General features: G+C 36.1%; 30 protein-coding genes and 1 other annotated feature. Of the genes, 20 read left to right on the top strand and 10 right to left on the bottom strand.

Annotated features, from left to right (window positions below; translation table 11 throughout):
* Positions 1 to 46: 46 nt before the first annotated feature.
* Positions 47 to 307 (bottom strand): hypothetical protein, encoded by a 261-nt coding sequence (locus AN959_RS12080; protein WP_156350782.1) that lies wholly within the window; start codon positions 305 to 307, stop codon positions 47 to 49.
* 195 nt (positions 308 to 502) lie between these two features.
* Here AN959_RS12080 and AN959_RS12075 point away from each other — a divergent pair, with 195 nt between their 5' ends.
* From AN959_RS12075 to AN959_RS12065, 4 genes are all read left to right on the top strand, one after another.
* On the top strand, positions 503 to 985 hold the full coding sequence (locus AN959_RS12075) for a hypothetical protein (RefSeq protein ID WP_056831046.1): 483 nt from the start codon (positions 503 to 505) through the stop codon (positions 983 to 985).
* 337 nt (positions 986 to 1,322) lie between these two features.
* Positions 1,323 to 1,457 (top strand): hypothetical protein, encoded by a 135-nt coding sequence (locus tag AN959_RS21885; protein ID WP_256363925.1) that lies wholly within the window; start codon positions 1,323 to 1,325, stop codon positions 1,455 to 1,457.
* A gap of 15 nt (positions 1,458 to 1,472) precedes the next feature.
* Positions 1,473 to 2,654 carry an amidohydrolase gene (locus AN959_RS12070; RefSeq protein WP_056831044.1) on the top strand — a complete coding sequence of 394 codons (1,182 nt, stop codon included), beginning with the start codon at positions 1,473 to 1,475 and terminating at the stop codon, positions 2,652 to 2,654.
* A gap of 81 nt (positions 2,655 to 2,735) precedes the next feature.
* Positions 2,736 to 3,353 (top strand): trimeric intracellular cation channel family protein, encoded by a 618-nt coding sequence (locus AN959_RS12065; RefSeq protein ID WP_056831042.1) that lies wholly within the window; start codon positions 2,736 to 2,738, stop codon positions 3,351 to 3,353.
* A gap of 152 nt (positions 3,354 to 3,505) precedes the next feature.
* Here the strand turns inward: AN959_RS12065 and AN959_RS12060 are convergent, their stop codons facing one another.
* The 3 genes from AN959_RS12060 to AN959_RS12050 form a co-directional block, all read right to left on the bottom strand.
* Positions 3,506 to 3,886, bottom strand: coding sequence for a YmaF family protein (locus AN959_RS12060; protein ID WP_053591548.1), 381 nt, complete (start codon positions 3,884 to 3,886; stop codon positions 3,506 to 3,508).
* Positions 3,887 to 4,211: 325 nt separating this feature from the next.
* Positions 4,212 to 5,249 carry a DUF4097 family beta strand repeat-containing protein gene (locus AN959_RS12055; RefSeq protein ID WP_056831040.1) on the bottom strand — a complete coding sequence of 346 codons (1,038 nt, stop codon included), beginning with the start codon at positions 5,247 to 5,249 and terminating at the stop codon, positions 4,212 to 4,214.
* Positions 5,242 to 5,565, bottom strand: a complete 324-nt coding sequence (locus AN959_RS12050) for a PadR family transcriptional regulator (protein WP_053591550.1) — start codon at positions 5,563 to 5,565, stop codon at positions 5,242 to 5,244. Before AN959_RS12050 ends, AN959_RS12055 begins: the two co-directional genes overlap by 8 nt.
* 155 nt (positions 5,566 to 5,720) lie before the next feature.
* Between AN959_RS12050 and AN959_RS12045 the strand changes: the two genes are divergently transcribed.
* Positions 5,721 to 6,056, top strand: coding sequence for an MGMT family protein (locus AN959_RS12045; protein WP_056831037.1), 336 nt, complete (start codon positions 5,721 to 5,723; stop codon positions 6,054 to 6,056).
* A gap of 23 nt (positions 6,057 to 6,079) precedes the next feature.
* Complete coding sequence (locus AN959_RS12040) at positions 6,080 to 6,496, top strand: NUDIX hydrolase (RefSeq protein ID WP_082460981.1); 417 nt, start codon at positions 6,080 to 6,082, stop codon at positions 6,494 to 6,496.
* Positions 6,497 to 6,511: 15 nt separating this feature from the next.
* On the opposite strand, the gene AN959_RS12035 is transcribed toward AN959_RS12040, so the two are convergent.
* Positions 6,512 to 7,270: a MerR family transcriptional regulator gene (locus AN959_RS12035; protein ID WP_056831034.1), complete on the bottom strand. Its 759-nt coding sequence runs from the start codon at positions 7,268 to 7,270 to the stop codon at positions 6,512 to 6,514.
* Between the two features lie 120 nt (positions 7,271 to 7,390).
* On the opposite strand from AN959_RS12035, the gene AN959_RS12030 reads away from it, so the two are divergent.
* Both AN959_RS12030 and AN959_RS12025 read left to right on the top strand, forming a co-directional pair.
* Positions 7,391 to 7,978: a histidine phosphatase family protein gene (locus AN959_RS12030; RefSeq protein WP_056831032.1), complete on the top strand. Its 588-nt coding sequence runs from the start codon at positions 7,391 to 7,393 to the stop codon at positions 7,976 to 7,978.
* Positions 7,979 to 7,980: 2 nt separating this feature from the next.
* Positions 7,981 to 8,457: a cupin domain-containing protein gene (locus tag AN959_RS12025; RefSeq protein WP_056831030.1), complete on the top strand. Its 477-nt coding sequence runs from the start codon at positions 7,981 to 7,983 to the stop codon at positions 8,455 to 8,457.
* A gap of 138 nt (positions 8,458 to 8,595) precedes the next feature.
* Here AN959_RS12025 and AN959_RS12020 read toward each other — a convergent pair whose 3' ends face one another.
* Together AN959_RS12020 and AN959_RS12015 are read right to left on the bottom strand one after the other, a co-directional pair.
* Positions 8,596 to 9,525, bottom strand: a complete 930-nt coding sequence (locus AN959_RS12020; protein ID WP_056831028.1) for a DsbA family protein — start codon at positions 9,523 to 9,525, stop codon at positions 8,596 to 8,598.
* Positions 9,526 to 9,542: 17 nt separating this feature from the next.
* A complete protein-coding gene (locus tag AN959_RS12015) occupies positions 9,543 to 9,863 on the bottom strand; it encodes a helix-turn-helix domain-containing protein (RefSeq protein WP_056831027.1) in 321 nt (106 codons plus the stop codon).
* Positions 9,864 to 9,994: 131 nt separating this feature from the next.
* Between AN959_RS12015 and nagZ the strand changes: the two genes are divergently transcribed.
* Together nagZ and AN959_RS12005 are read left to right on the top strand one after the other, a co-directional pair.
* Positions 9,995 to 11,656 (top strand): beta-N-acetylhexosaminidase, encoded by a 1,662-nt coding sequence (gene nagZ, locus AN959_RS12010; RefSeq protein WP_056831025.1) that lies wholly within the window; start codon positions 9,995 to 9,997, stop codon positions 11,654 to 11,656.
* Positions 11,657 to 11,660: 4 nt separating this feature from the next.
* On the top strand, positions 11,661 to 12,434 hold the full coding sequence (locus AN959_RS12005; RefSeq protein WP_056831023.1) for an alpha/beta fold hydrolase: 774 nt from the start codon (positions 11,661 to 11,663) through the stop codon (positions 12,432 to 12,434).
* Positions 12,435 to 12,593: 159 nt separating this feature from the next.
* On the opposite strand, the gene AN959_RS12000 is transcribed toward AN959_RS12005, so the two are convergent.
* Complete coding sequence (locus AN959_RS12000; protein ID WP_082355386.1) at positions 12,594 to 13,295, bottom strand: DUF421 domain-containing protein; 702 nt, start codon at positions 13,293 to 13,295, stop codon at positions 12,594 to 12,596.
* A 157-nt stretch (positions 13,296 to 13,452) separates the two neighbouring features.
* Here AN959_RS12000 and AN959_RS11995 point away from each other — a divergent pair, with 157 nt between their 5' ends.
* Positions 13,453 to 14,667, top strand: coding sequence for an MFS transporter (locus AN959_RS11995; RefSeq protein WP_156350781.1), 1,215 nt, complete (start codon positions 13,453 to 13,455; stop codon positions 14,665 to 14,667).
* Between the two features lie 41 nt (positions 14,668 to 14,708).
* Positions 14,709 to 15,104, top strand: a complete 396-nt coding sequence (locus AN959_RS11990; protein WP_253278914.1) for an SRPBCC domain-containing protein — start codon at positions 14,709 to 14,711, stop codon at positions 15,102 to 15,104.
* 221 nt (positions 15,105 to 15,325) lie between these two features.
* Here AN959_RS11990 and AN959_RS11985 read toward each other — a convergent pair whose 3' ends face one another.
* Complete coding sequence (locus AN959_RS11985; RefSeq protein WP_053591559.1) at positions 15,326 to 16,012, bottom strand: universal stress protein; 687 nt, start codon at positions 16,010 to 16,012, stop codon at positions 15,326 to 15,328.
* Positions 16,013 to 16,355: 343 nt separating this feature from the next.
* On the opposite strand from AN959_RS11985, the gene AN959_RS11980 reads away from it, so the two are divergent.
* From AN959_RS11980 to AN959_RS11950, 7 genes are read left to right on the top strand one after another with little or no spacing between them, the layout of a single operon-like run.
* The gene (locus AN959_RS11980; protein WP_056831021.1) at positions 16,356 to 18,767 is read left to right on the top strand and encodes a Na+/H+ antiporter subunit A; all 2,412 of its coding nucleotides are present in this window, start codon (positions 16,356 to 16,358) and stop codon (positions 18,765 to 18,767) included.
* Entirely contained in the window at positions 18,754 to 19,176 is a 423-nt protein-coding gene (locus AN959_RS11975) for a Na(+)/H(+) antiporter subunit B (protein ID WP_053591561.1), read from the top strand. Before AN959_RS11980 ends, AN959_RS11975 begins: the two co-directional genes overlap by 14 nt.
* A gap of 2 nt (positions 19,177 to 19,178) precedes the next feature.
* Entirely contained in the window at positions 19,179 to 19,517 is a 339-nt protein-coding gene (locus tag AN959_RS11970; RefSeq protein ID WP_053591562.1) for a Na(+)/H(+) antiporter subunit C, read from the top strand.
* Positions 19,510 to 20,994 carry a Na+/H+ antiporter subunit D gene (locus tag AN959_RS11965; RefSeq protein WP_056831149.1) on the top strand — a complete coding sequence of 495 codons (1,485 nt, stop codon included), beginning with the start codon at positions 19,510 to 19,512 and terminating at the stop codon, positions 20,992 to 20,994. The genes AN959_RS11970 and AN959_RS11965 overlap by 8 nt, the downstream gene beginning before the upstream one ends.
* Positions 20,995 to 21,012: 18 nt before the next feature.
* The gene (locus tag AN959_RS11960) at positions 21,013 to 21,495 is read left to right on the top strand and encodes a Na+/H+ antiporter subunit E (RefSeq protein WP_053591563.1); all 483 of its coding nucleotides are present in this window, start codon (positions 21,013 to 21,015) and stop codon (positions 21,493 to 21,495) included.
* On the top strand, positions 21,495 to 21,779 hold the full coding sequence (locus AN959_RS11955; protein ID WP_053591564.1) for a Na(+)/H(+) antiporter subunit F1: 285 nt from the start codon (positions 21,495 to 21,497) through the stop codon (positions 21,777 to 21,779). Before AN959_RS11960 ends, AN959_RS11955 begins: the two co-directional genes overlap by 1 nt.
* On the top strand, positions 21,757 to 22,122 hold the full coding sequence (locus AN959_RS11950) for a Na+/H+ antiporter subunit G (RefSeq protein WP_082355309.1): 366 nt from the start codon (positions 21,757 to 21,759) through the stop codon (positions 22,120 to 22,122). The genes AN959_RS11955 and AN959_RS11950 overlap by 23 nt, the downstream gene beginning before the upstream one ends.
* A gap of 737 nt (positions 22,123 to 22,859) precedes the next feature.
* Here the strand turns inward: AN959_RS11950 and AN959_RS11945 are convergent.
* Positions 22,860 to 24,080 (bottom strand): MFS transporter, encoded by a 1,221-nt coding sequence (locus tag AN959_RS11945; protein WP_056831019.1) that lies wholly within the window; start codon positions 24,078 to 24,080, stop codon positions 22,860 to 22,862.
* A gap of 178 nt (positions 24,081 to 24,258) precedes the next feature.
* Positions 24,259 to 24,522 (bottom strand) — a binding site (T-box leader).
* A 237-nt stretch (positions 24,523 to 24,759) separates the two neighbouring features.
* Between AN959_RS11945 and brnQ the strand changes: the two genes are divergently transcribed.
* Positions 24,760 to 26,100, top strand: coding sequence for a branched-chain amino acid transport system II carrier protein (brnQ, locus tag AN959_RS11940; RefSeq protein ID WP_056831017.1), 1,341 nt, complete (start codon positions 24,760 to 24,762; stop codon positions 26,098 to 26,100).
* The last annotated feature ends 29 nt before the right edge of the window (positions 26,101 to 26,129 follow it).

Genomic DNA, 26,129 nt, shown 5'->3' with positions numbered 1-26,129 from the left:
CTTTATGTGTATAAACTATTTATANGAAAAGCCAAACAATTTTAAATTAAAGTTGTTTATAAATATTAAGTAAAGAAATAACAATAATTACAGTTCCACATATCAAGTAGATATAAAAAGATTTCCTGCTATTTATTTCGGTATTAGAAGATAGAAGAAACGATATTCCTAATAAAATAAAAGCAATATCAAAAATGAATGGTAAATCTTTAATAGAAGACGAAAAGAAATGAGAAAGCATTAAAACAAAAGCTATAATACTTAACATTAGTGAATATGCTGCGTATTTACTATTTGGTCTTATCATATTATTTTCCTCTCCATTCTGCTTACTAAAATTAGTATCAAGCAAGGTACACCTCATTTGCCAATGTTTTTTATACTGAAATCACTATCTCATTTATAATACGTACCATATATTGGAATGTTTCGTTTTTCATAATTTTTGTTATTAACCCATCAGTTTAGTTGAAGTACACAGTAAGGAAAAGAGGATGAAAAAATGAAAATAGAATGGCAAAGTCTTAAGCAGGTGCAGGGATGTTTATTGAAAGGTATATATGCAACTCAACTTCATGTTAGAGGAGATGATTTGGTTCTTTTTTCTTCAGAATATGTTTTAAAGATTAATAACCCAGATACTTTAGAATTTTGGTATTGGAATATAAATTGGTTTGAAGACGAGGATGGTGATGATCACCTCATCATGAACGAACAGGAAACCCCTGAACCGTTAGACTATGTGGAAGAACCAGACATTTCGCCACATCAACATATCATAATTGGCTCACTATTTTATTTTAAAGATAATTTGATTAATAAAGTAAGCGGATACGGATATAAAGATGAGAATATCGAAGTCTTAACCACACTTGTATTTGAATTTGAAGATTCTTATCTTTTTATAAAAACGGGACCTTTAATAGAAGCAAGAATTACGAAAAATAAACCAAATAATTTAGGTGACTTCATTTTTTCCTTGTGACTAATATTCGTATATGTTCTTCAACTAACAAGGCAGGATAGTTAAAGAAGAAATATGAAAAAAGATTTGAAAGGCAGAAACGCAGAATTTGGATTAAGAATCCATTCTTTGTATTTATCGTAAAGTACTGATTCAAGATGTGTTTTGATCGGGGTTTATACAAGTGATCAAACTTTAAATTCCCCTAATTAATGCTCGTTTCTAGCTTTGAGTTCCCTATGTTATTTCGATGTATACCCCTGGATTGCAATTATAAGAGATATAATAAGGGAAATACTAAAATGGCGAGCTTCCTTGGTTCAGCTTTGGATTTGCGATCTCAGCGACAGTTTATGTTATGATTGCAGACAAAAGTGGAGTAGATGCAGTTGCAACTGGAGGAAGTATTGCAAATGTAATTTTCGCAGTCACCGCATTGTTAACAATTATCTTCAAGGTTCCAAATAATGCAGGCAAAAATGAAGCTTCATAAAGGAGTTTGTCAGATATGAGAGAAAAATTAATGAAAATGTTGGATGAACGTAAAGATGAAATGATTCAAATTCGCCGTTTTTTACATGAACATCCTGAATTATCATTTAAAGAAGAAAAAACGGCTCAATATATTGTGGACTTTTACAAAGGAAAAAACGTCGATATTCAAACAAACGTCGGAAATGGTTACGGAATTATTGTAACAATAGTAGGAGGAAAACCAGGAAAAACAATTGGATTACGGGCAGATTTTGATGCGCTTCCAATTGTAGAAGAAACGCCCGTTCCTTTCAAGTCGAAAAATGAGGGTGTCATGCATGCATGCGGACATGATGGTCATACAGCTTACTTGTTAGTTCTAGCAGATTGTTTAATTCAATTGAAATCAGAACTATCCGGAACTATTAAAATAATTCATCAGCATGCTGAAGAGGTTCCACCAGGTGGAGCGAAAAGTATAGTAGAATCTGGATTGTTGGATGATTTAGATGAAGTGTATGGAATTCACTTACTTCCAATTGCTCCTGTTGGAATGGTTGGTTACAATAAGGGCTATGCTTTTAATGGAAGGGCCTACATGAAATTGAAAATACAAGGCCAAGGTGGGCATGGTTCTTCGCCACATTTAGCAAATGATGCAATTGTTGCGGGTGCTCATTTTGTAATCGCAGTTCAAACCATCATAAGTCGCCGATTAAGTCCATTTGACATAGGAGTAATTACAATTGGATCGTTTGATGGAGCTGGTACCTTTAATGTGATTAAAGATAGCGTAGAGCTTGAAGGTGATATCCGTTACATGACTGTTGAAACGAAAGAAACGATTGAACGTGAAGTGAAACGACTTGTCAAAGGGCTGGAGGAAGAGTTCGGTGTAAGTTGTAAACTTACGTATACGCCAGACTACCCGCCATTGTACAATAATCCTGAACTTACAGAAAAAGTGGCAGTAGCACTTAAAAATGCGAATATAAAAGAAATCACAGAAGTAAAAGAAGTTCCGCCAATGGCACCTTCCGAAGATTTTGCTTACTATGCAGAAAAGTTCCCTGCTTGTTTCTTTTATATCGGGTGTACACCAAAAGGCGTTGATAAGCCATATTTCAACCATAATCCCAAATTTGATATCGACGAAGATTCTCTTTTAGTTGCAGCAAAAGCGGTCGGACAAGTTGTTTGTAGTATGCAAGAATAAAAAAGTAGTGTCGTTCAAATTTCATTTTGAACGACTCTTTTGCGATTAAACCGGGACATATAGAAAGGAGGAATCGACGCTTTGACTTGGGATATTCTTAACATCATTGGTACCATTGCTTTTGCGATAAGTGGTGTCCTTGTCGCAATAGAAGAGGATTATGATATATTAGGTATTTACTTTTTAGGATTTACAACCGCATTCGGAGGCGGTCTTGTTAGAAATTTATTAATTGGAATACCAATTGAGAATATATGGTTACAAGGTTATTTATTTGAAATAGCATTTGTGACTATTACTATAGTTTATATACTGCCGAATGAAAGGATAAGTAATTGGAAAAATTGGGTAGTGTTTTTTGATGCCATTGGTTTAGCAGCATTCGCCATTCAAGGTGCAAATTATGCTGTATCTATTGATGCTCCATTAATTGCAGTAATTATAGCTGCTTCCATGACAGGAGCAGGTGGTGGGATTATAAGAGATGTGTTTGCAGGTCGAAAACCGATGATTTTTCGTTCAGAAATTTATGCCTTATGGGCAGTATTAGCAGGTCTTGCCATTGGTTTAAATTGGATACGCGGGCCCTATGCCACATATTCCCTCTTAATCGTAATTGTTATATTAAGGCTATTATCCGTCTATTTTAACTGGAATTTACCACGCAACATTGAAAATAAAAGAAGTATGGGCAAATAAAAAAACAAGATATTGCTGTCCTTCAAAACAATACTTTGGGAAGGTTGGCGTAATATTAAAACTTTTTATAACATCAACCAAGAAAATTTCAAAAACTATTCGTATCTTTAAGTTGTATTGTTTTTGCCCATACTTGTATAAACCCCAAATGCTTATAAACTAGTTCTCCCGCTATAATTGTGCCTATGAGGATTCATTCCGTCTATAGTAGTAACCCCACTAAACTCATGATAATGACCGCCATTAGGAAGAGGAATAGCTGGACCAGTAACTCCACGAATTTCGTGTTGATGTTGATCGTCCACAGATGTAAAGGTAAAGTATCGATGAGTGTGTTGGACTCCACTTGGTGCTGGTTCAGTAATTCCAGCGTATCTGTGATTATGTCCCGCATCAAAAGAAGTAACTCCTCTAAATTCGTGGACATGGGCAGGGACGGGTCTGCCATCCCATGAAGTGATAAAAAGTTGGTGGGAATGCTGAGGATCCGAATCGTCTGAATGGTACATGAATCCAGAAACAGGGATTTCCAAATGTACAACTCCTTTTTGCTATTTTCAATAACTTATGTAATTGAGATAAATAAGGATACAAACTGTATTAGAAATGATTTAGTAGTACAATCTCCTTTTAGGATATGATCACAAGTACGATGGCGTTGATTCAAGAAGGAGTGACGGTTTTTTGTTGAACAATGAAATGTTTTATAAAAGTTGAATTACGAGGTTTGTTTATACTTAGATTTTGATGATTCTGTATGAATTTAATCAATCTTTTTTCAAAGGTTACACTTTCTTTCGTTATTAAAACTAATAAAGAGCGTCGTATAATTGGGCTTATACAAACGCTCTTTTATAATTAATTCATTGCTCGACTTTTCGTAATTACTGTAATTTTACCATTATCAGAAGAAAGCTTAACTTTATTTGTTCCTAGACCAATCACTGTACGTGAGTTTTTTTCACCCAAAATATTAATTCCTCCAAAATCTGTCTTGGCCTGAATCGTTACATTTGTAGGTTCATTTTCAGCTTCTACAAGAATACTACCGTTATCTGTCTCAAGATCAATCATACGATTCAAGGTAGTAGTCAGCAGGGAGATTCTGCCGTTATCTGTTTTCCCAGTGATATTACCGTTTACATATTCCATCATAATTCGTCCGTTATCCGTTTTTGCTCGAATTTGTATAGCATCTATATTTCGGAGTTCAATACGTCCATTATCCGTTTGAGTAGAAAGCTTATCGACTTGAATTTTTTCCAAATCAATTCGACCATTGTCTGTTTCTACATCTAAAACAGTAGAGGCAAATTCTTTTAAACCAATACTTCCGTTGTCAGAAGTAACCTTTATTGTTTTCCCAAGAATTTTTTCTGCTCGAATACGACCGTTATCCGTTTTCATGACGATGGACGAATATAGTTTCTTCGGCAGTGCTACGTTCACTTTCATTTCTTTAATCAGGAACAAAAAGCTAAAAAAATTGAATTTCTTTGTTTTTAATTGAATCGACAATGTATCATTTACTACATCCGCTGTTAGTTCTAATTTTTCATTTTCACCTATTAATTCAATAAACGTTTCATCTGTTTCAGAAGGAAATACATTAAGAGAGCCATAATCTATATCCATCATCACGTTAGAAAAATTAGAGTGAGGAACGTGTATCATTTTATTGGTTGTTTCTATTTTTTCTGGTACATGGCTTTCTAGGATCTCCTGTGCTATTTCTTTTGGAGAGCCTAGAGAAACGGCGATGTCGCTTTCCGTTTTTCCATCTTCACGACCGTTTCTAAAATATTCTTTTATGTCTGATAGAATATCATTTCGTTCTTCCGTAGGTAGTTTCGTTAAAGCAAGCTCCAGTTCCCTTAGAAATTGTTGTTCAGTCATTTTTTACACCTTCTTCGATTAGATTGTTTACACCATTTGTAAAGGTTTTCCATTCATTTAACTGTTCATGTAAATAAGTTCTTCCTAACTCTGTCAGCTTGTAATACTTTCGTGGTGGACCTTCTGTGGATTCTTGTAAATAAGTTGTGAAGTAACCTTCCTTTGTCAATCGACGTAGTAATGGATAAACAGAGCCCTCCGATATAGAGATTTGATCTGATATTTTTTGGACAAGCTCATATCCATAACGATCTTGTTTATCTAATAGAACTAGCACACAAAGGTTCAATACGCCTTTTTTAAACTGGATATTCATTTTTTCTTTCACTCCCTTCACTACTATTCAATAAACAGTACCTTTGATAGTAATATATCATTTAGTATTATTCTATGCAAGGTACTAAGTAAAATAGTATAAAATATTTGTTAGGAATCAGTTATAATCGGAATTAATGAAAGGATTGATACGTGATGAACCCTTTTACCGAAAGAGTTATTAAAATAATAAAGTCGATTCCCGCAGGGAAGGTCATGACATATGGGCAAATTGCTAAGATTGCAGGGAGTCCTAGGGGAGCAAGACAAGTAGTGCGCATTCTGCATTCAATGAGTGCCAAGCACAGTTTACCTTGGCACCGTGTGGTTAATGCAAAAGGAGAAATTGCCATTCCGGATGAAGAGTCTGCTTATTCACAAAGGACTATGTTAGAAGATGAGGGAGTTTGCTTTCGACAAAATGGTCTTGTGGATTTAGAAAAGTCCAGATTTGCATCTGAGGTACTTGTATTTGAAGAAGATCTTATTTAAAGAGAAGAGGAAATGGAATGGATATGTTTAGCTGGCAAGGTGCAGCAGGAATTTGTATAAATGATCAAAATGAAATTTTAATGGTACTTCAAGCTGCTCCGGGAGAAGAGAAGAAATGGACTGTTCCATCAGGCACACTAGAAGAAGGAGAAACATTTGAAGAATGCTGCGAAAGAGAGTTTTGGGAGGAAACAGGTTTCAGAGTACGTACATTGGAAAATGTTCATTACAAAAGTGGGGTACTGAGTGACTATGGAATATCCTACAAAGTAGATTATTTCTTAGTCGAAATAGTCAGCGGAGAAATTACAATTCAGGATCCAGACGAATTTATTCATGAAATTGCTTGGCAACCAGTGGAAGAACTTTCTAAGCTGCCTCTTGCCTATCCTGAAGATGTAGACATTATCCAAACAGTTATCTCCATGCAAAAAAACTAAAAGGCAATATGCCTTTTAGTTTTTTGTGTATATGTGAACCGCATCTCTTAAAAACTCAGCCGCACCAGGTTGAATTTTATCATAATATGCGGTAAACCGTTCATCGTCCACATACATTTGAGCAACACCTGCATGTGCCTCTTTCGTATACTCGTTCCAGTAAAAGCTTAGCCATTGGCGATGTAAATCTGCTGTCTTTTGAGCAAGTTCACTATTAGGGTCACCAGTTGCCATTGCTGCTTTTAAATTTACTGCAATCTCCTCCCCTAAATACGTAACTTCCTCATACTGAGCTTGTGTCATTCCTTTTACTTTTGCGTTGGATTTATTTACTGCTTCCTCTCCGTACTTTTCACGAATTTCTTTCCCATATTGTTTCTCATTGTCTTCCACCAGTTTTTGCTTAAACCCTTCAAATTTCTCTTTATCTGACATGATAATTCCCCTCTCCGTTTGTTGAATGGATTTATCGACGTTTGCAATTAATAAATCCAATTGTGTTCTTTTTTCTAACAGTTTTTCTCGATGTTCTTTCAGTGCAATGGAACGGTCGAATGAAACAGAAGTCATAATTTCTTTAATCAGATCTAGGTTCACTCCAAGCTCCCTATAAAACAAAATTTGTTGCAATTTATCTATTTCGGCAGACCCATAAATACGGTAACCAGATGAATTAATACGTGCGGGCTTAAGTAGTCCGATCTCGTCATAATATCGAAGAGTCCTCGTACTAATTCCTGCAAGCTGGCCAAGCTTTTGCACCGTATATTCCACGCTATCACCTCCTAATAACTACAGTCTAAACCTTTACGCAACGTCAAGGTCAAGTATGAATTGTTCATTTTGTTTCATTTTATTATACTTAAAGAACTAAGTATGAGGGGGCAATAGTATATGACAACAATAGGGTTTGTACGGCATGGAGTGACAGCTTGGAACAAAGAAGGAAGAGCGCAAGGAAATACAGATGTTCCGTTAGATGAGGAAGGAATTGAAATGGCAGAGCGCGTTGCCGATAGAATTCAATTGGAAGAATGGGATGTCATTTATACAAGTCCATTAGTTCGAGCGAAAAAAACTGCAGAGATCATAGCCGAAAAACAATCTGGCGCTGAACTTTTTACAGATAAGCGGTTAGGGGAAATTGGTGGGGGCATAATAGAAGGAACGACCGAAGAAGAACGTGTAGCCAAATGGGGAGCAGCATGGAGAGATCAGGACTTGGGATTTGAGCCAGATGAGGTCATTATTTCTCGAGGGATGTCTTTTATAGAAGATGTGAAACAAGCACATCCAGGCAAACGGGTATTGGTGGTAAGTCACGGAGGCTTCATTAGTAGACTATTAAATGCACTTATTCCTAATGGAGAATTTTCAAAGGATATTGGGAATACATCTGTAACGGTAGTTGAATTAAAGGAAAATAAAAATTTATGTCATTTGTTTAATTGTATGAAGCACTTAGAAGCGAGGGAAGTTTAATGATGGATGCAGAATATTACATAAAACAGCTTGGGTTAGAACCTCATCCAGAAGGAGGATATTTTAAAAGTACCTTTGCCTCGGAAGAATCAGTAAGCAGTAGAAAGTTATATACTAGCATTTACTTTTTACTAGGAGCTGATGATGTATCACACTTTCATCGTCTGAAGTCCGATGAACTATGGTACTTTCATGGTGGTAGCTCGTTATTAGTGCATGTGATTGATGAGGATGGTAACTACGTAGAGCACAGGGTAGGGTTGGATATTGAAAATGGAGAAACCCCACAAGTCCTTGTACCGAAAAACTCTATTTTCGGATCTTCGGTTATGGAGAATGGATCTTTTTCTCTCGTTGGAAGCATGGTTGCACCAGGATTTGAATATGAAGATTTTGAGCTTTTTACTCAAAGCGAGTTATTAGACAAATATCCACAGCATGAACAAATCATTCGTAAGCTGGCGTATGAAAAATTATAAGGTATTGGCAAAGAGAGACCAATGTGGTTGGGTAAGAAACGATGTAAAAGACGAACTTTAATATGAAAGTAATTAACGACAATGCAAAAGTAATCACTAAAATGCCCTCAAGACTAAAACTTGAGGGCATTTTCCTATTTATTTATTCAGCTTAAAATAATTCTCTCCAAGTACTCTATCCACATAATAGGATCCTTCGACTAATTCCTTTTCAACAAATGAAGCAATATCCTGTTGATCTAAGCCATATAATTCTTCAATTTCACGGGAGAATAATAGCTCTTCTTTTACTAATATATTTTGTAGCTTTGGAGCCTTCTTAGGTTGAATATTTTCATCAGGAAGCATTTGTTGTAATGCTTGCACATAATATTCATATGGACGGGCCCCTACCACTTTAACTCCTTTTTGTTCTTCGTTTAAGAAAATAATAGTAGGGAATCCTCGAACACCTAATTTACTAACCATTTTAAAATCTTCTTCCAGGCTAGCTTGTGCTGCTGCAAGGTGAGATTCTTTCACAATTTCCTCACCTTTTAATCCCATTTCATTGATGATGTCGATTAATACTTCATCACTTGCAATGTTTTTATTGAATGGAAATACTGCTTCTCTCGCTTTACGTAAAAAGATAGGTGCTAAGTTTGCATCTAGTTGTTGAATGGTTTTAAATACACGAGATGGAATATAAGAAGATGACACAGGGTCTTCTAACCAAAATGATCCATCTATTGGCATACGAGTGTGGTCTCCTACCTCTCGCCAATGGGCAGCAACATCCGCTGGTCCAGAAATTCCATTAGCAACATCTGCAAATCCATCCCATTTTTCGAGTAGACCACCCATTAAAATATGCATATTAATATAATTTCCGTATTCTTCTACAAATTTACGTAATGTGGGTTCTAGAGCCCAACAGTGTGAACAAATTGGATCCGTAACATAATATACATCTATTTTTTTGTTTGGAGCAGTTAGGTCGATTAGCCCCATTGCAGTATTTCCTTCATCAACAGGACCGCATATACCTGTTTCTAAGTCACACATCATAGCGTTTTTATTCGTCATATCTGTCCCTCTTTTCATTAATTTTCTAAAGAAATATGTTTTTTTGCCCAAGCATGCACTGGTTTAAGTGCTTCCGCAAGCTCCTGACCTGTATCTGTTAGGTGATAGGAGATTTGAACTGACTGCTCCGTGCTCATATTCTTCTCGACTAAACCGTGTTCTGCAAGTTCCGTCAATTTTAACGATAAAGCACGAGGTGTAATATCAGTTAAGTCCTTTTTCAGGTCTGAGAAATGAGCTGTATAATTTGGGCAATTGGATAAGTAATGCACGATTAAACCGTTCCATCGTCTGCCAAGTATTTGAAAGGATGATTCTAGATATGGGCAAATTTTCATGTTATTCATTCCCTCGATTCTAATAGAAGTATATTATGATATAAAAAATATATNAAATTATAATATAAAGGAATATTGGATAAGAATAGAGAAAGCAGAGTGGGAAAGGTTATTATGCAGGAGGTTCTGAAATGATTAAAAAAGTAGGGATAATCCTTTTAGTATTTGTCATTATGATTGCGGTAAAAATGTATTTGGGAAACAAACAAGAAATAAAAGAAGTTAATCATCAGGAGGAAGTACCCATAAGAGAAATGCCTTTAGAAAATGAGAATCTTGTTTCTCTCGTTTTTGATGCGGCAGAAAAGGGACAAGCCTGGGATATTCCGTTTTTCGTGGGAGAAACAGATATTCAGGAAGTCCATCAATTATGGGGGACTCCAGAGAAAATGAACGAACTTTCCTCGAAGATTTATGAAGACTATTTTTCTAAAGATGCAACAATCGGTCATCTCACCAATCTTGTTTTTGATATACGCTCAAGCTCACCAGAAATTCAGCAAATCGAATTAGAGGATATTAAGAAACTAAAGGGACAAGCTGATGAAGTCCGAAGTTATCAAGATGCAAAGACCAATCAAATTATTCTTGTATATAATGTTACTTCTACGTATCAACTTAAGTGGGTACTGCCAAAGCCAACAGAAAGTATACCTAATCCTAAAGTTGACCATATTTCGATTTTTACAGAAGTGAAAGAGGAGGTTAGTACTGATATCGCGGTTATTAAGGAAATGAGTTTGGAAGAAAAAGTTGGGCAAATGATTTTCGCTGGTATAGACGGAACTAGCTTGTCTAAAGAGTCAAGATTGCTAATTTCCAATGATAAAGTTGGTGGAATAATTTTATTTAAAGATAACTTGAAGGATGTCGATCAATCCATCTCCTTATTAAATGAATTGAAAGGAGAGAATGAGAAAAATAAGTTTCCTATATTTCTAGGTGTTGATCAGGAGGGCGGGAGAGTTTCCAGACTACCTGAACTTATACAATTGCCTACAAATCAAGAAATTGGGAGGCTAAACGATTCTTCACTCTCTTATAATATCGGTAATCTATTAGGAAAAGAGTTAAATGCGTTTGGCTTCAATCTTGATTTCGCACCGGTACTAGATATAAATAGCAATCCTAAAAACCCGGTTATTGGGGATCGTTCCTTCGGAAACAATGCACGCATTGTTAGTACCCTTGGAATTCAAACGATGAAGGGCATTCAACATCAACGAGTTATTCCAGTAGTGAAGCATTTCCCTGGGCACGGTGACACAGCTGTAGATTCTCATAAAGAGCTACCCATTATTCAAAAGAGTTTAGAAGAATTACAAGCATTAGAATTAATACCTTTTAACGATGCGATAAAAAATGGTGCAGACGTTGTTATGGTTGGACATATTCTTATGCCAAAAATTGACCCAACTTATCCTTCTTCGATGTCGAATGAGTTAATCACAAATATACTGCGGGAGAAGCTGAAGTTCGAAGGTGTTGTAATAACGGACGATATGACGATGGGGGCGATATTAGATAATTATAAAATTGGGGAGGCTGCTGTAGAAGCAGTGAAAGCTGGTAACGATATTGTTTTAATTGCTCATGATTATGTCAATATTAAGGAAGCGATAGACTCCATTTTATTAGCTGTTAATGAAGGACAGATTTCAGAGGAAAGAATAAATACCAGTGTGGAAAGAATCCTATTATTAAAAGAAAAGTATAAACTGAGTAATGAGCGAGTAGATAGGGTAAACATAGAAGAGTTAAACCAAACCATCGTACAAATATTAGGGAGATGAAAAGATGAAAACAGTGCAAATAAAAGGTTCAAGTGTAGCTTATATAGATGAAGGGCAGGGAGAGGTATTATTTCTAATTCATGGTTTTTGTGGAAGTTCTGCATATTGGAGTAGAGTAGTTCCACTACTGGCTAATCAGTATCGTGTAATTGCGATAGACTTACCGGGTCATGGAGAATCGGAGGTACAGGACAGTGTGAATCAAATTGACAATTATGCGGATTTCATCCACCAATTTTTAGATTCTTTGGAGCTAGACAAGGTAACAATGCTTGGTCATTCTTTAGGTGGTTATATAACACTCGCATTCGCAGAAAAATATAGCGAACGATTAAATGGCTTTTCCTTAATACACTCAACTGGATTCCCCGATTCAGAGGAGGCTAAAAAAGGAAGAGATACTTCAGCTCTAAAAATAGACGATGAGGGGATAGAAGTATTTGTTGACGGATTAATACCAAAACTATTTGCACCAAATAACGTGAAGAGTCATCAAAACTTAGTGGAGGAAGCGATTAAAATTGGATATTCAACTTCTCCAATTGGTGCTAAGAATGCTCTAATGGCAATGAGAGATAGAAAAGATCGAAGAGAGATAATTAATATTACTAAATTACCAGTAGTGCTTGTTGCTGGGGCGGAAGATCAACTTATCCCATCTGAGAAAACCTTCACGGCAAATGGAGTTAATATAAAACAAGTAGTGCTAAAGGATGTAGGACATATGAGTATGTACGAGGCGCCAAAAGAACTGGTTAAAATCTTTGAAGAAAGATGAACTCGAAAACGTTTTCCTGAAAAGAAGGGTTGGTCGTGACGATAGTCACGACCAACCCTTTAAAATGTAGAAAAGTCTATTTAAAAGCCCCTTTTTTTCTGGTTTTTAATGTTAATAGAAGACCGACTTTCTGTGAATTGGTCTTCTAAAAAGTGTATGTTATTTATTATATAAACTAATGTATAAGGAACCATTCGTTTGTACTTGTGCATAAAACACTTCATCCACTGAATCGATTCCTTGTTTTCGAAGTTTTTTCATTACCCACTCCTCAGATAAATCTAATTCAGTAAGATTTTTTTGTACTATTTTACCATCCGCTATTATTTCAGAAGGTAAAAATGTTGGAAGAGTAATTGTAGCCTTTACGTCTGTCTTAGTAGCTTCTTGCTGACCTACTTTTTTAAATACACTCAATTCTCCGTTTGTCTCCAGAACTGCATAATGTACGTCTTGTATGGAAAAAATAGATTGTTCTCGTAGCAGCATTAACACATCATCCATATGTAAACGAGCAGTCTTTAAAGACTTCACCACAAGTTGTCCGTCTTTAATAATAATAGTAGGTTCATCATCTATTAAGACACGCGCTCTCGGAGATTTCAGTGATATAAAGCTCATTAATAGTGTAAGAAGTGTCCACCACACTAGTGATACTAGGCCATCAAGAAAAGGTGTTTCGTGTTGTGCGGCAATCTCAGCGGCAATAGATCCTATTGTTATTCCTGTGATGTAATGGAAAAAGGTCAATTGACTCAGCTGTTTCTTTCCTAATATTCTTGCTAATATTAATAGCACTATAAAGGAAAAAGTTGTTCTAATTAACATTTCCCAAAAGTTTAACTCGAAAAATGTATCCATATTCATTTCAAACACCTCTTTTAAAATGACTTCTATTTAGTGTTGCCTAGAAAAAAGTAACTATTCTTGCTTTCTTGTTAATTTATAATTAATTGTCGAAATTTGCGCTATAATAAAACTATTCATGTATATCAATCTTAGAAAGAATGTGAAAGATATGTCTATAGCTAATGCCTCGCATAAAATGGGAAATCCAGTTTATCCTATTATGTTTGCGATCGGAGTTTGTCATTTGTTTAATGATTCACTACAATCGGTTATTCCAGCAATGTTTCCGGTTTTAGAAGAAGAAAGAGGATTGACGTTTACACAGTTAGGTTTAATATCTTTCATGTTGAATATCGTCGCTTCAGTTTTACAACCGGTAGTAGGTTTTATAAGTGATAAAAAACCTATGCCATATGCACTTCCGCTAGGTATGATAAGTTCCTTTGTTGGGATAGCGGGTATTGCATTTTCTACGGAATATTGGATGATTCTTGTTTCCGTTGTATTCCTTGGTTTTGGTTCTGCCATATTTCACCCAGAAGGTTCTCGTGTTTCCTTTATGGCTGCTGGTTCTAAAAGAGGGCTATCGCAATCCATTTATCAAGTCGGAGGGAACTCTGGACAAGCTCTTGCTCCATTAATAAGTGCATTTATTCTAGTACCATTTGGTCAAAAGGGGGCTGCACTTTTCTTAATTGTTGCAGCTATTGGTATTTTTCTATTATCCAGAATTTCTATTTGGTATAAGAAAGAGTTAGAAGTTGAGAAACTTTCTAAAAGGAAAAAAACAATACTTTCTTCTTTGCCACCTCTTTCTAAAAAACAAGTGGGTATAGCACTTACACTTTTAATGATCATTATTTTTGCGAGATCTTTTTACGTAACTAATATGACAAACTTTTATATTTTTCATTTGATGGAAAACTACGATTTATCGATTAAAAAAGGACAGCTTTTTATTTTTATATTCCTTGTGTTAGGAGCAGTTGGGACATTCTTTGGTGGTCCAATGGCAGACAGATTTGGTAGAAAAAACGTCATTTTACTTTCAATGGCTGTTCCAATTCCTTTAAGCCTCATTTTGCCGCATGTCCCAATTTGGGCAGTTGTTTTACTACTAGTAATTATTGGATTCTCCATCATGTTAAGTTTTTCAGTCACTGTCGTTTATGCACAAGAACTTGTACCTAGTAAAATTGGTACTATGGCGGGTTTAACAGTTGGACTTGCCTTTGGTATGGGTGCAATAGGGGCGGTCTTAATAGGTATATTAATGGATAACGTCGGTGTATACACAACGATGATTATCGTTTCAACGCTACCCCTTATCGGATTGGTTGCGCTTGCCTTACCAACAGATCGCAAAATAGCGGTTCAAAAGTAAAGAAGAAATAGGGGGTTCTATTAAAAGAAGGAGAAATTGTAATGAGTGATATGGAAGATATAAGTTCAGTGTGGATTGATGGGGATATAGAAACTGTTTGGGATGCTATAACGGAAGAGAAGAAAATCTCACGATGGTATGTTCCGGGTTCTCCGTGGGAAATACCTAATCTGAAAGTAGGGGAGAAAGCGACATTTACGTTAATGCCTAGTGTGCATAATAATCTTTCCGAGAAACTGACGATGCCTTTAACTATTGTAGTTCTAAGAACTTATAAGGAATTTTCTCTTTATTTGGACTCGCAACAAACTCTTCTATCCTTTGTAATAGAAAAGGAAGATAATGGGGCTAGAGTGACGATGAATTCAGGTGGCTTCGATGAGTCATTAGCAAATTTAAAAGCCTTAATAGAAGGTAACGAAATTCCTTTTATTTAGGCTAAGTTATTGATAATTGTTCATTTTATTAGGGCTCATTCTTCGTGCTCATGAGCATCACACATCCTAGAAATAGCCCATGGAAATCTTTTTGCAATTAATAGAATCTTCTTTAATCCTTATTTAGAGAAGACAACGGCACTCGCGCCTTGGCAGCCTGCTGCCAGCGCGAATGCCAAAAAGCTCAAAAAAAAGAAACTCATCGGAGTTTCCTTTAAAAATTATTGTTTAATCTTAACATTGCACCCGTCTGGAACTTGAGAGTTGTCTGTTACCAGGTTCTCTTGAATATGGACTTGGTGCATCTTGCTGTTATGCATGAATTTAAAAATCCCATTATCAAAATCTGTACCAATTTCTTTAAAGAAAATACCTTCTTGGCACATGTTTTTAGCACATGTAAAGGATACTTTATAATCATCGCCATCCGCGACCAAATACGCACGTACTCCTTTTTCGAAAATGCCATCTTCCTCGTCTTTGACAGATCGTTCTACGGAAACAACATGGAAATCAACAAAAGGAATTTCACGTAATAACACATTCATAAAAGAGCCCTTTGTAATCTCTTCCCATCTACTTTGGGCAGTTTGTCCAATAATTATTTGGGTTATATTATGTTTATGAGCTACTTCTTTTATTACTTTTGGTGAAGGGCGTTTTTCGTTATCGCGAATGATAAATTCGTCTACTTCTAGTTCTTCAGCTAAATTCTGCCATTGTTCAATATAACTTGATTTCTCGGCATCGAATGCATCGTATGGAAGAGGGTCAACTGTAAGAATATAGAGAGGGCAATCCATTATAGTAGCCATCTTATGACCTCTTCTTATTAAACGTTCGCCATTAGGACCATAGTATACGCAGACCAATATACTCTCATCCATTCTGCCTTTCGTGTGTTTCACGGTAGTCTACACCTCTTTTTCAGCTAAATAATTTTATCGTCTTTCCATTTAATTTCATCTCAAATTGTTTAATCCTCAAGCACTTCAAGTGCGAAAAGCGCTTATTTAGTGTATAATTTACAAAGTATATTCATGCATCCCTCAATTAGGTTTATATCCCATGGCAAGGAATGGGCACAAATCTTTCATTGTACTACACCTCAAAAATCTCCAAAAATACATAAGGACTCCATATGGATTCCTATTATGCTACTAGTTAGTGGTATAGTCAAGCATCTAGTTCAAATGAAATAATTCTGTAAAATTACAATTCTACAAAATTTGTCAAGTAGGAGGTTAAATTTTGTTCCCTGTTAGTTTAATTATTGTTATTCCATTTATTATTGCGGCAATCGTACCGTTTATATATAGGCGATTTACCAAAATTCATGTAGGCTGGTTTGTCCTTTTAGTCCCTATTTTTTTGTTAGTCATGCTTGCTAGGCTAATTCCCTCGATAGCAGGTGGTAAAACATATATCCATACTTATGAATGGATACCTCATTTAGGAATTAATTTCACTACTTATTTAGACGGTTTAAGTATGATATTTGGTTTACTTATAACTGGTGTAGGTAGTTTAGTTATTCTATATTCTATTTTTTATCTTTCATCTAAAGAATCCCTTCAACATTTTTATTGCTACCTACTACTATTCATGGGTGCCATGCTGGGAGTTGTGTTCTCGGACAACTTAATGGTTTTATATGTATTTTGGGAGTTAACAAGTGTTTCTTCTTTCTTATTAATCGCCTTTTGGCATCATCGTAAAGGCTCAAGACAAGGAGCTCAAAAAGCAATGCTTATTACCGTGAGTGGCGGAGTAGCGATGCTTATTGGATTTATAATGCTTCACTCTATGACTGGGACATATAGTATTCGTGAGATTATTTCAAGTCTAATCGAGATGACAGATCACTCGTTTTTTATACCAGCAATGATTTTGATATTAATAGGGGCGTTTACAAAATCAGCACAGTTTCCATTTCATATTTGGTTACCTGATGCGATGGAAGCTCCAACTCCCGTGAGTGCATACTTACATTCCGCTACAATGGTTAAAGCTGGTATTTACTTAGTAGCCCGTTTTACACCTATTTTTGGTGGAGAACAAGTTTGGTTTTGGGCGGTTAGTGGAGTAGGTATGATTACATTATTTTGGGGTTCTTTGAATGCAATTCGACAAACAGATTTAAAGGCTTTGCTAGCGTATTCAACTGTTAGTCAGCTAGGTCTAATTATGAGTCTTCTCGGCTTAGGGTCGATTGCACTTCATTTGGGGTATTCGAAGGATTCGATTATTTATACGCAAGCAACTTTTGCCGCACTTTTTCATATGATCAATCACTCAACCTTTAAGGGTGCTTTGTTCATGGTAGTGGGAATTGTCGATCATGAACTTGGGACCCGTGACATACGAAGGCTCGGTGGGTTAATGGCACTCATGCCGTTTACATTTACGATTGCTGCAATAGGAAGTTTATCGATGGCAGGATTGCCACCTTTTAATGGTTTTTTAAGTAAAGAGATGTTTTTTGCAGCCACAGTAGCTATTACTGATGCTAATGTCTTCTCGCTCGACTCCATAGGTATCATTTTCCCAATCGTAGCGTGGATAGCAAGTGTCTTTACGTTTGTTTATTGTATGATTATCATTTTTAAAACATTTTTAGGACCAGCTCAACCAGAAAAGTTAGACAAACCAATTCATGAAGCACCTATAGGAATGCTTATTTCTCCATTTATATTAGTTGCATTTGTGGTAGGTATATTCTTATTCCCTAATTTACTAGGTGAATATATACTACGTCCAGCGATGTTTAGTGTATATCCGACATTCGCGGAGGCAGAAAGCCTCACTCCGAAAATTTCTGCCTGGCATGGAATTAAACCAGAATTACTTATGACGATTGGTGTTATTTTGGTAGGGGCAATACTGTATTATCGACTAAAAAGTTGGAAGCCAATATACAGCTTATTTTCTCAAAAATACACATTTAATGCGTTTTATAATAGGTTGCTTGCAGACAGTGAAGTAAGTTCTACATTAACAACGAAGTCTTATATGACTGGATTTTTGAGAGATTATTTAGTTTATATTTATTTGTTCTTTATAGTAACTTCAGGTGGCTTTTTATTATTTTCATCAGCATTTTCGTTTAGCACTGCTAACAATGCTCCAATTCGAGTGTATGAAGGTATACTTGTTGGCGTAATGGCGATTGCTGCAGTTGCAATGATATTTGCGAAATCTCGTGTGACAGCAGTTCTTTTGAATGGTGTTTTGGGTTACGCTATCTCTATCTTTTTCGTTATATTCCGTGCTCCAGATTTGGCGCTAACCCAGCTTGTTGTAGAATCTGTCACTACGGCTTTATTTCTTTTGGCATTTTCTCATTTACCGGATTGGAAGAAAGAGAAATCATCATCCAATAATAAGATGATTAATGCAATCATCTCGATTGCTGTTGGGGCATTTGTCATGCTAATAGGTTTTTCAGTCATCAATTACAATTCATTTGCATCGATATCGGTATTTTTTGAAAATGCTTATGAACTAGCTGGTGGAGCAAATATTGTGAATGCCATTTTAGGGGATTTCCGTGCATTTGATACGATGTTAGAGGTTGTTGTACTCTTTATTGCCGGCTTAGGAGTTTATACTCTCATTAAGTTACGAGCAAAGAAGGGGGCAGAAGACATTGAAGATCAATGATGTTATTTTACGGACAGTTACTAGAATTGTTGTGTTTATTATACTGACTTTCGGTGTGTATTTGTTTTTGTCTGGTCATAATAAACCTGGTGGTGGATTTATAGGTGGCTTAGTGCTTGGTTCTGCTATCGTGCTACTTTATTTAACACATGATATAGCATCGATCAGCAAGAGTCTTCCCTTTGATTTTAAACTAGTAGCTGCCTTAGGTGTGTTAATGGCAACTTCTACAGGATTTGGTTCTATAATTTTGGGTGTGCCTTTTTTATCGCAGTCTTTTGGCTACTTTGATCTCCCTATCTTTGGGAAAACAGAGCTCACCACAGTGACTATTTTCGAGGCTGGTGTGGCATTAACCGTTGTCGGAGTAGTTGTAACAATTATTTTGAGTATAAGTGAGGATGAGTAGAGATGGAAACGTTAATTATGATATTAATCGGAATACTAACAGCCGTTGGAACCTATTTGATCCTCTCTAGAAATATTATTCGAGTAATTTTAGGGACCGCTGTTCTGTCTCATGCAGTTCATTTGTTGATCTTAACAATTGGAGGCTTAAAAAAAGGTAATGTACCTTTACTTAAGCAGGCAGACGCTCCTTATACAGATGCTCTCCCACAAGCATTGATTTTAACTGCTATTGTTATAAGCTTTGCGGTGACAGCCTTTTTACTTGTTTTAGCTTATCGATCTTATCAAGTAAATAGGCAGGATGATCTTCATGCATTGCGAGGAACAAATGATGAATAATTTAATTGTTTTGCCGTTAATCATTCCGATTATGGTGGGAGTGATACTCGTATTTCTACGTTCGTATATACGTTTACAGAGAATCATTAGTTTGATAGCAATGATTGGAGTGGCGTGTGTTAGTGTCTTTGTTTTAAATACCATTCAATCGGAAGGTATTCTGCGGTTAGATTTTGGTGGTTGGGAGCCTCCATTTGGGATACTTTTTGTCGCAGATTCTTTTTCCATGTTACTAGTATTAACAGCAAGTATTGTAACAGCAATCTGTTTAATTTATGCCTTTTCTTCAATCGGAGAAAGACATGAGAAAATGTTTTTCTACCCATTTGTCTTATTTTTAGTAGCAGGGGTAAATGGTTCTTTGTTGACTGGTGATATGTTTAACTTATTCGTTTGTTTCGAAGTGATGCTTTTAGCCTCTTATGCGCTTATAACGCTTGGAGGGGAAAAGGTACAATTAAGAGAATCGATTAAGTACGTGGTCATAAACGTGGTTGCATCTTGGTTCTTCTTAGTAGCATTAGCTTTTCTATATGGCACAACTGGAACTTTAAATATGGCTCATTTAGCAGAAAGAGTAGCGGAAGCAGGACAAGATCCATTACTTACAACGATAGCCATCGTCTTTTTGCTAGTGTTTAGCTTAAAGGCAGGATTGTTATTATTCTATTGGCTTCCAGGTTCTTATAGTGTTCCTCCGACTGCAGTAGCCGCACTTTTTGGAGCTTTACTAACGAAGGTAGGAATATATGCATTGTTCCGTACTTTTACGCTGATTTTTTATCATGAACCAGATGTTACGCATAGTTTAATCGGTGTAATGGCAGGAATCACTATTGTGGCAGGTTGTATGGGAGCGATTGCGTTCAAGGATGTGCGTCAAATTGTTGCTTATAATGTAGTCATTGCAGTTGGATTTATTTTAATTGGACTAGCAGTTGCGACACCCGCTTCGATTGAAGGATCTATTTATTACATTATCCACGATATGATTGCAAAGGCTATGTTATTTTTACTTGTCGGTACGATGATTCTACTTACTGGAAAAAATAAAATAGATGAGATAAGTGGTCTTATTCGGAACTATCCGATGTTTGGGTGGCTATTTTTCATCGTTACATTGTCTCTTACAGGAATACCTCCACTAAGTGGTTTTGTTGGGAAAATACTGGTAGGGCAAGGAGCAGTGGAAGCAGGTTCATATATTTTATTGGCTTTAGCTTTTATATCTAGTATTGTGGTGTTGTATTCACTACTTCGCATATTTTTAAACTCCTTCTTCGGTGAAACAATTATTAGTTTAGGAGAAGAAATGCCACTTAAGAAAGGATTGCTAATTCCAATTGTTTTATTAGCCATTGGAACAGCTTCACTAGGACTTGGGGCAGAATTTATATCTACCTATGTAAGTGATGCTGCAAAAACTCTTGTCAATCCCGCTATCTATATTGAAGCGGTTTTAGGTGGAGAAAAGTAGAGGAAGAGGTGAATATACATGCCTGCACAGTTTTTACTTAATTTGTTTATCGCGTTTTTATGGATGTTATTACAGGATGAAGATGAGCTAAGAATTACAACCTTTATCGCTGGTTTCCTTGTAGGGATAGGGATTATCTTTTTAATGCATCGTTTTTTTGGTACGCAATTCTACTTAAGAAGATTAGTTTCTATATTAAAACTTATATTTATCTTTATATCAGAGCTAACGTTTTCAAGCATTTTAATTATTAAACAAATATTAAATCCTAGACATAAAATTAAACCTGGGATTTTCACTTATAAAACTGAACTACGAGGTGACTGGGAAATCACAGCACTCGCCATGTTATTAACACTTACTCCAGGTTCTGTCGTAATGGAAGTAAATCCTGAAGGTGATATGTTTTATATTCATGCGATGGATATTGAGAAATCAAAAGAAGATGTATTAAGATCAATTGAGCGATTTGAAAAAGCGATTATGGAGGTGACACGTTGATGATAGAGATGATTCTTTTAGTTGCACTCGCCTTTTTTGCCATTTCCATATCGATTGCTCTTTTTCGAATGATTAAAGGGCCAACGATGCCAGACCGTGCAATAGCTTTAGATATGATTGGTGTCAATCTTCTATCTTCGATTGCTGTTATTTCGATGGTATTAAAAACAATGGCCTTTTTAGAGGCGATTCTTATTTTAGGTATTCTTGCTTTTATTAGTACAATTGCATTCTCGAAGTACATCGAAAGGGGGATTATCGTTGAGCGCAAGTCAGATAATTGAACTTGGTGCAGCTATATTAATCTTATTAGCTAGTATTATGAGTGTTATTAGTGCTTTTGGTATTATAACTCTCCCTGATATTTATACCCGTTCACATGCGGCTACTAAGAGCTCTACGTTAGCTGTATTATTATCCCTTTCTGGAGCGTTTGTTTATTTTTGGGTACATGATGCATTTATTAGCGTAAGGTTAATTTTAGGGATTATATTTGTTTTTTTAACAGCACCTGTCTCGGGGCATCTCATAACTCGTGCGGCGTATCGTTCAGGAGTGAAACTTTCTAATTCTTCAGCGGAGGACGAATTGAAGGAAGTTTTATTTCCAGAAGAGAAAAGTAAGTAAATCAACACCTTCCAAGATTTAGCGAGGGCACTAAAAAGTCCTCACTGAGATTTCTATAAGAGTATGTGAACGACAAGTCGTTCACATACTCGATTTTTATTTAGGACTCGTTAATTTCCGTTCCAGGCGGACGCTTTCCACCGGCATGGCTTCAGCCGCTTCCCTTGCTCCTGCGCAAAGCTCGTCGCAAAAAAACAATGCTCCTGCGCAAAGCTCGTCGCAGAAAAAATGTTGCTCCTGCGCAAGCTCGTCGCAAAAATTAATTTCGCTACGCTCAGTCCAGGGTCTTCAGCTCATGCACCTGACGCTTCGCTTTCGGTGCAGAAAACATTTGCTATTCCGGCTGGAGTCGCCGCCTTCCACTCCAATAAACTATTATCCGCTTTTCATTTAGGAAACCCTTATGCTATAAAAAAGCAAGTTTTTATCACTTACATTTTTTCGATTAGTATTTATAGAAAATCGTTGAAAAAGGCGACACTCCTGCGGGAATAGCGTTAGCCGAAGACCCCGCAGTTGAGAGGAAGGCAATCTAAGTTCGCCGCATCCTGCGGCAACGATTGCATGACCAACATCGTGTTGGCCTAGGATGCTGAGGCAACGCCCGCGGAAAGGGAGCCGTTTCAACGATTTTCTTATTCGGACGACATTATTTAGTAAAGACAATTTCTATAGACTTTACAGTGTTCTCGATTTGGCTTGAGGTTTTTTACAAAAATAATGTATATACATATTCCTTATTCATTGTAATATTCCCTTTTAGAAGGAGCTGTACTTAAAAACAATAATAGAACGGTTAGGGCTAACATTAGTAATGAACCACAAATTACGACGAACTGGATGGAGACGAGTTCTGCTGTAATCCCAATAACTATTGTACTTAAAATAATGAAGAATGCTTCAATTAACCCGTATATACTGCCAACTCTGCCCATCATATTTACTGGGATATTATTTTGATAAAACGTATGAAATCCTGTATTAGCGAATGCTAGAGAAAAGGCAAGGATAAAAAAACCTATGCCTGCTACTAAAAAGGAGCTCGAAAAAGCATATACAATATAACCAATTGAAACAAATAAAGAACCAACGCCAATTAAAATAAACGTCCTCAGCATTTTTAGAAATATGGAGTTCACTATAGCCCCTGTAATAATACCTGCCCCTGCGATACTTACAAGAAACCCATACTCCGTGTTCGATAAGGAAAGTACTGATTTTGCAAATGCAGCTTCTTGAGAGTCCAAAGAAGTCGCCATTACCATCACACAACTAAACAAAAAGTAAATGATCATAATATAAGGAAAATGCCGACTGAAGTTTAAAACAATACTCCAATCTTTTTTTAATACCGCCCATGTAAAATGGTCATCTGCTTGTGCAATCGCCTGATACTTTTCCAAATTAGGCATAAATAAAGTAACGATACCTGATAATAGGAGGGCAGTCGCGTTAATAAAAATTGCTACTGTGGGTGTGCCTAGTAAAAATAGAATTCCAGCTATCGCCGGTCCTATCAAAAAAGCTCCAGAATCTATTAAGCTTCGCAGCGAATTAAATCGTTTTCTTTGTTCGATTGGTATTAACTTTGTAACATAGGTCATAGATGTTGGTTCAAATATAGAACTTGCCATATTGATTATAAAGACAAGGGAATATATTAGCCAAATGTCTGAAACAAACGGTAGAAATGCTATAAACATTGCTCGAAATAGATCAAGCACTATCATTAAATTTCTTTTATTGATTCGATCAATTACACTACCAGCCCAACTATTCGTAAACAAGGTAGCCAGAGGTTTAACAATATAAAGTCCGGCAACAGCAAGAGGGGAGTTCGTCATATCCAACACGATTAAATTAAGTGCAATTAAATAGACCCATGCACCAAGATTAGAAATGCCAATTCCCACTAATAATATAAATGGGTACTTCCATGATGAATATAATTTATTCATTGTCCTGTTATACTCCTTTCTCAATTAAATGGCTTTTTAAACTTTGCTGTTAATAGTTAAAATCATACGGGGATTATACGAATCTATTTGCAATTAGCACGTCCGCATGAGCCACTATAGTAACAGAGCATTTATTAAAAAACTGCAAATAAAAAAATCCCACCCCCAAGACAAATGTCTTAGGGACGAGATTTAGAAAGTCGTGGTACCACCCTAGTTTATTAATATGTCACCATATTAATCTTAATCGGTACGGCAAATAAACTACGATTTGCGAATACCTGAGCCCGATAACGGGAGCTCCCGTCACACCATCTCCTATTAGCAGGGTCCTTTGTGATGCTCCGAGACTTGGTTCAATAAATAATTCTTACTCCTTTTCAGCACCCGGAGCTCTCTTCAAAAGAATTGATCGATCTACTCTTCTCTTCATCGCATATAAATTTTACCAATAGTAACATGATTCAGGTAATTATGTAAATAATATTATTATAATTACGACAATTTTCTATATATTTCGTCTGATATATTGCATTCTGCGTCAATACATAGTATTATCAGGTCTGATATATTTGCAAGCTGAAGAAATGATAAAAATCATTTATGCAAATTCATCTAAGAAAATACACAAGCTAAAACAAAAATGATTTTGTTTATCATTACAGGAGGCAGAATAATTATGGATAAAAAATTATCATTCTCCAATCATCTTGTTATTGGAGTAATGTTGTTTGCACTATTCTTTGGAGCAGGAAATCTAATTTTCCCAGCTAGTTTAGGTCAGAACGCAGGAACGAATGTATGGCCAGCGGTAATTGGATTTTTGGCAACGGGAATTGGATTACCTTTCCTAGGTACGCTTGCAATGGGATTCTCAGGAAGTAAAAATCTACAGGAGTTATCAAGTAGAGTAAATCCTATTTTCGCTGTTATTTTTACCTCTTTGTTATATTTAACTATAGGACCTTTCTTCGCTTTGCCAAGAACAGGAGCCGTTTCTTATGAAATTGGAATTCAACCGTTTATAGATGCTGACTATGCACAAATTGGATTACTCGTATTTACAATACTTTTCTTTGGAATTACATTATTATTTTCTCTTAATCCTTCGAAAATTGTAGATAATGTAGGGAAATATTTATCACCGGGAATAATTATTGGGTTATTTATCTTATTACTCTTTGTTGTTTTGAAGCCTATGGGTGGGTTTGAAGCTCCTCAAGGAAGTTATGTGGATAATGCATTTATGACCGGCTTTACAGAGGGATACAATACAATGGATGCTTTAGCTTCACTTGTATTTGGTATTATCGTGATCAATGCAGTTCGTTCCATGGGAGTTAATTCGACAAAAGGAATTATATCTGCAACAGCTAAGTCTGGTGGAATTGCTGTATTCTTTTTAGGCGTTATATATGCAGGGATTGCTTATTTAGGTGCAACAAGTACAAGTCTTTTTGGATTGTTTGATAATGGTGGTCCCGTTTTAAGTAGCGCTTCTGAGCATTACTTCGGTTCATTTGGAGCAGTGCTTTTATCTGTTATTATTTTCTTAGCATGTTTGACAACTAGTATTGGTTTAACAACTGCATGTGGGGAGTATTTTCATACGTTGATGCCGAAAATTAGTTATAAGGCATTTGTCATATTCTTTAGTGTGTTTACATGTATTATTGCTAACTTTGGATTATCAAACATCATTACATATTCAATTCCTGTATTGATGCTGCTATATCCATTAGCAATTGTAATGATCTTGTTGACATTCCTTTCACCGTTATTTAATCACGCAAGAATTGTTTATGTAAGTGTTGTACTCGTAACTTTTTTAATTAGTGTTATTGACGGTTTTAAAGCATTATGTGATTCACTAGGCATTGATTATTTTGGATGGATGAAACCAATCGTATCATTATATGAGAATTATTTGCCGTTCTATAGTGTAGGTCTGGGCTGGTTAATTCCTTTCATAGTTGTAACTCTTATAACTGGCATAATTGCAAAAATGCAAAAAGCATAAAAATAACAAGCCCATTTACTTAATGTAAA

The sequence above is a fragment of the Psychrobacillus sp. FJAT-21963 genome (genome assembly GCF_001420585.1).
GTDB lineage: Bacteria > Bacillota > Bacilli > Bacillales_A > Planococcaceae > Psychrobacillus.
Note: the sequence above shows the minus strand (reverse complement) of the source record. Positions and strands in the feature narration are given on the sequence as shown.

Bases quoted from the DNA above. Each gene is read 5' to 3' on its own strand.
- AN959_RS12080 (WP_156350782.1), bottom strand. From the start codon at position 307: ATGATAAGACCAAATAGTAAATACGCAGCATATTCACTAATGTTAAGT.
- AN959_RS12075 (WP_056831046.1), top strand. From the start codon at position 503: ATGAAAATAGAATGGCAAAGTCTTAAGCAGGTGCAGGGATGTTTATTG.
- AN959_RS21885 (WP_256363925.1), top strand. From the start codon at position 1,323: ATGATTGCAGACAAAAGTGGAGTAGATGCAGTTGCAACTGGAGGAAGT.
- AN959_RS12070 (WP_056831044.1), top strand. From the start codon at position 1,473: ATGAGAGAAAAATTAATGAAAATGTTGGATGAACGTAAAGATGAAATG.
- AN959_RS12055 (WP_056831040.1), bottom strand. From the start codon at position 5,249: ATGACTGAACAACAATTTCTAAGGGAACTGGAGCTTGCTTTAACGAAA.
- AN959_RS12050 (WP_053591550.1), bottom strand. From the start codon at position 5,565: ATGAATATCCAGTTTAAAAAAGGCGTATTGAACCTTTGTGTGCTAGTT.
- AN959_RS12045 (WP_056831037.1), top strand. From the start codon at position 5,721: ATGAACCCTTTTACCGAAAGAGTTATTAAAATAATAAAGTCGATTCCC.
- AN959_RS12040 (WP_082460981.1), top strand. From the start codon at position 6,080: ATGTTTAGCTGGCAAGGTGCAGCAGGAATTTGTATAAATGATCAAAAT.
- AN959_RS12030 (WP_056831032.1), top strand. From the start codon at position 7,391: ATGACAACAATAGGGTTTGTACGGCATGGAGTGACAGCTTGGAACAAA.
- AN959_RS12025 (WP_056831030.1), top strand. From the start codon at position 7,981: ATGGATGCAGAATATTACATAAAACAGCTTGGGTTAGAACCTCATCCA.
- AN959_RS12020 (WP_056831028.1), bottom strand. From the start codon at position 9,525: ATGACGAATAAAAACGCTATGATGTGTGACTTAGAAACAGGTATATGC.
- AN959_RS12015 (WP_056831027.1), bottom strand. From the start codon at position 9,863: ATGAAAATTTGCCCATATCTAGAATCATCCTTTCAAATACTTGGCAGA.
- nagZ (WP_056831025.1), top strand. From the start codon at position 9,995: ATGATTAAAAAAGTAGGGATAATCCTTTTAGTATTTGTCATTATGATT.
- AN959_RS12005 (WP_056831023.1), top strand. From the start codon at position 11,661: ATGAAAACAGTGCAAATAAAAGGTTCAAGTGTAGCTTATATAGATGAA.
- AN959_RS12000 (WP_082355386.1), bottom strand. From the start codon at position 13,295: ATGGATACATTTTTCGAGTTAAACTTTTGGGAAATGTTAATTAGAACA.
- AN959_RS11995 (WP_156350781.1), top strand. From the start codon at position 13,453: ATGTCTATAGCTAATGCCTCGCATAAAATGGGAAATCCAGTTTATCCT.
- AN959_RS11990 (WP_253278914.1), top strand. From the start codon at position 14,709: ATGAGTGATATGGAAGATATAAGTTCAGTGTGGATTGATGGGGATATA.
- AN959_RS11970 (WP_053591562.1), top strand. From the start codon at position 19,179: ATGGAAACGTTAATTATGATATTAATCGGAATACTAACAGCCGTTGGA.
- AN959_RS11965 (WP_056831149.1), top strand. From the start codon at position 19,510: ATGAATAATTTAATTGTTTTGCCGTTAATCATTCCGATTATGGTGGGA.
- AN959_RS11960 (WP_053591563.1), top strand. From the start codon at position 21,013: ATGCCTGCACAGTTTTTACTTAATTTGTTTATCGCGTTTTTATGGATG.
- AN959_RS11955 (WP_053591564.1), top strand. From the start codon at position 21,495: ATGATAGAGATGATTCTTTTAGTTGCACTCGCCTTTTTTGCCATTTCC.
- AN959_RS11945 (WP_056831019.1), bottom strand. From the start codon at position 24,080: ATGAATAAATTATATTCATCATGGAAGTACCCATTTATATTATTAGTG.
- brnQ (WP_056831017.1), top strand. From the start codon at position 24,760: ATGGATAAAAAATTATCATTCTCCAATCATCTTGTTATTGGAGTAATG.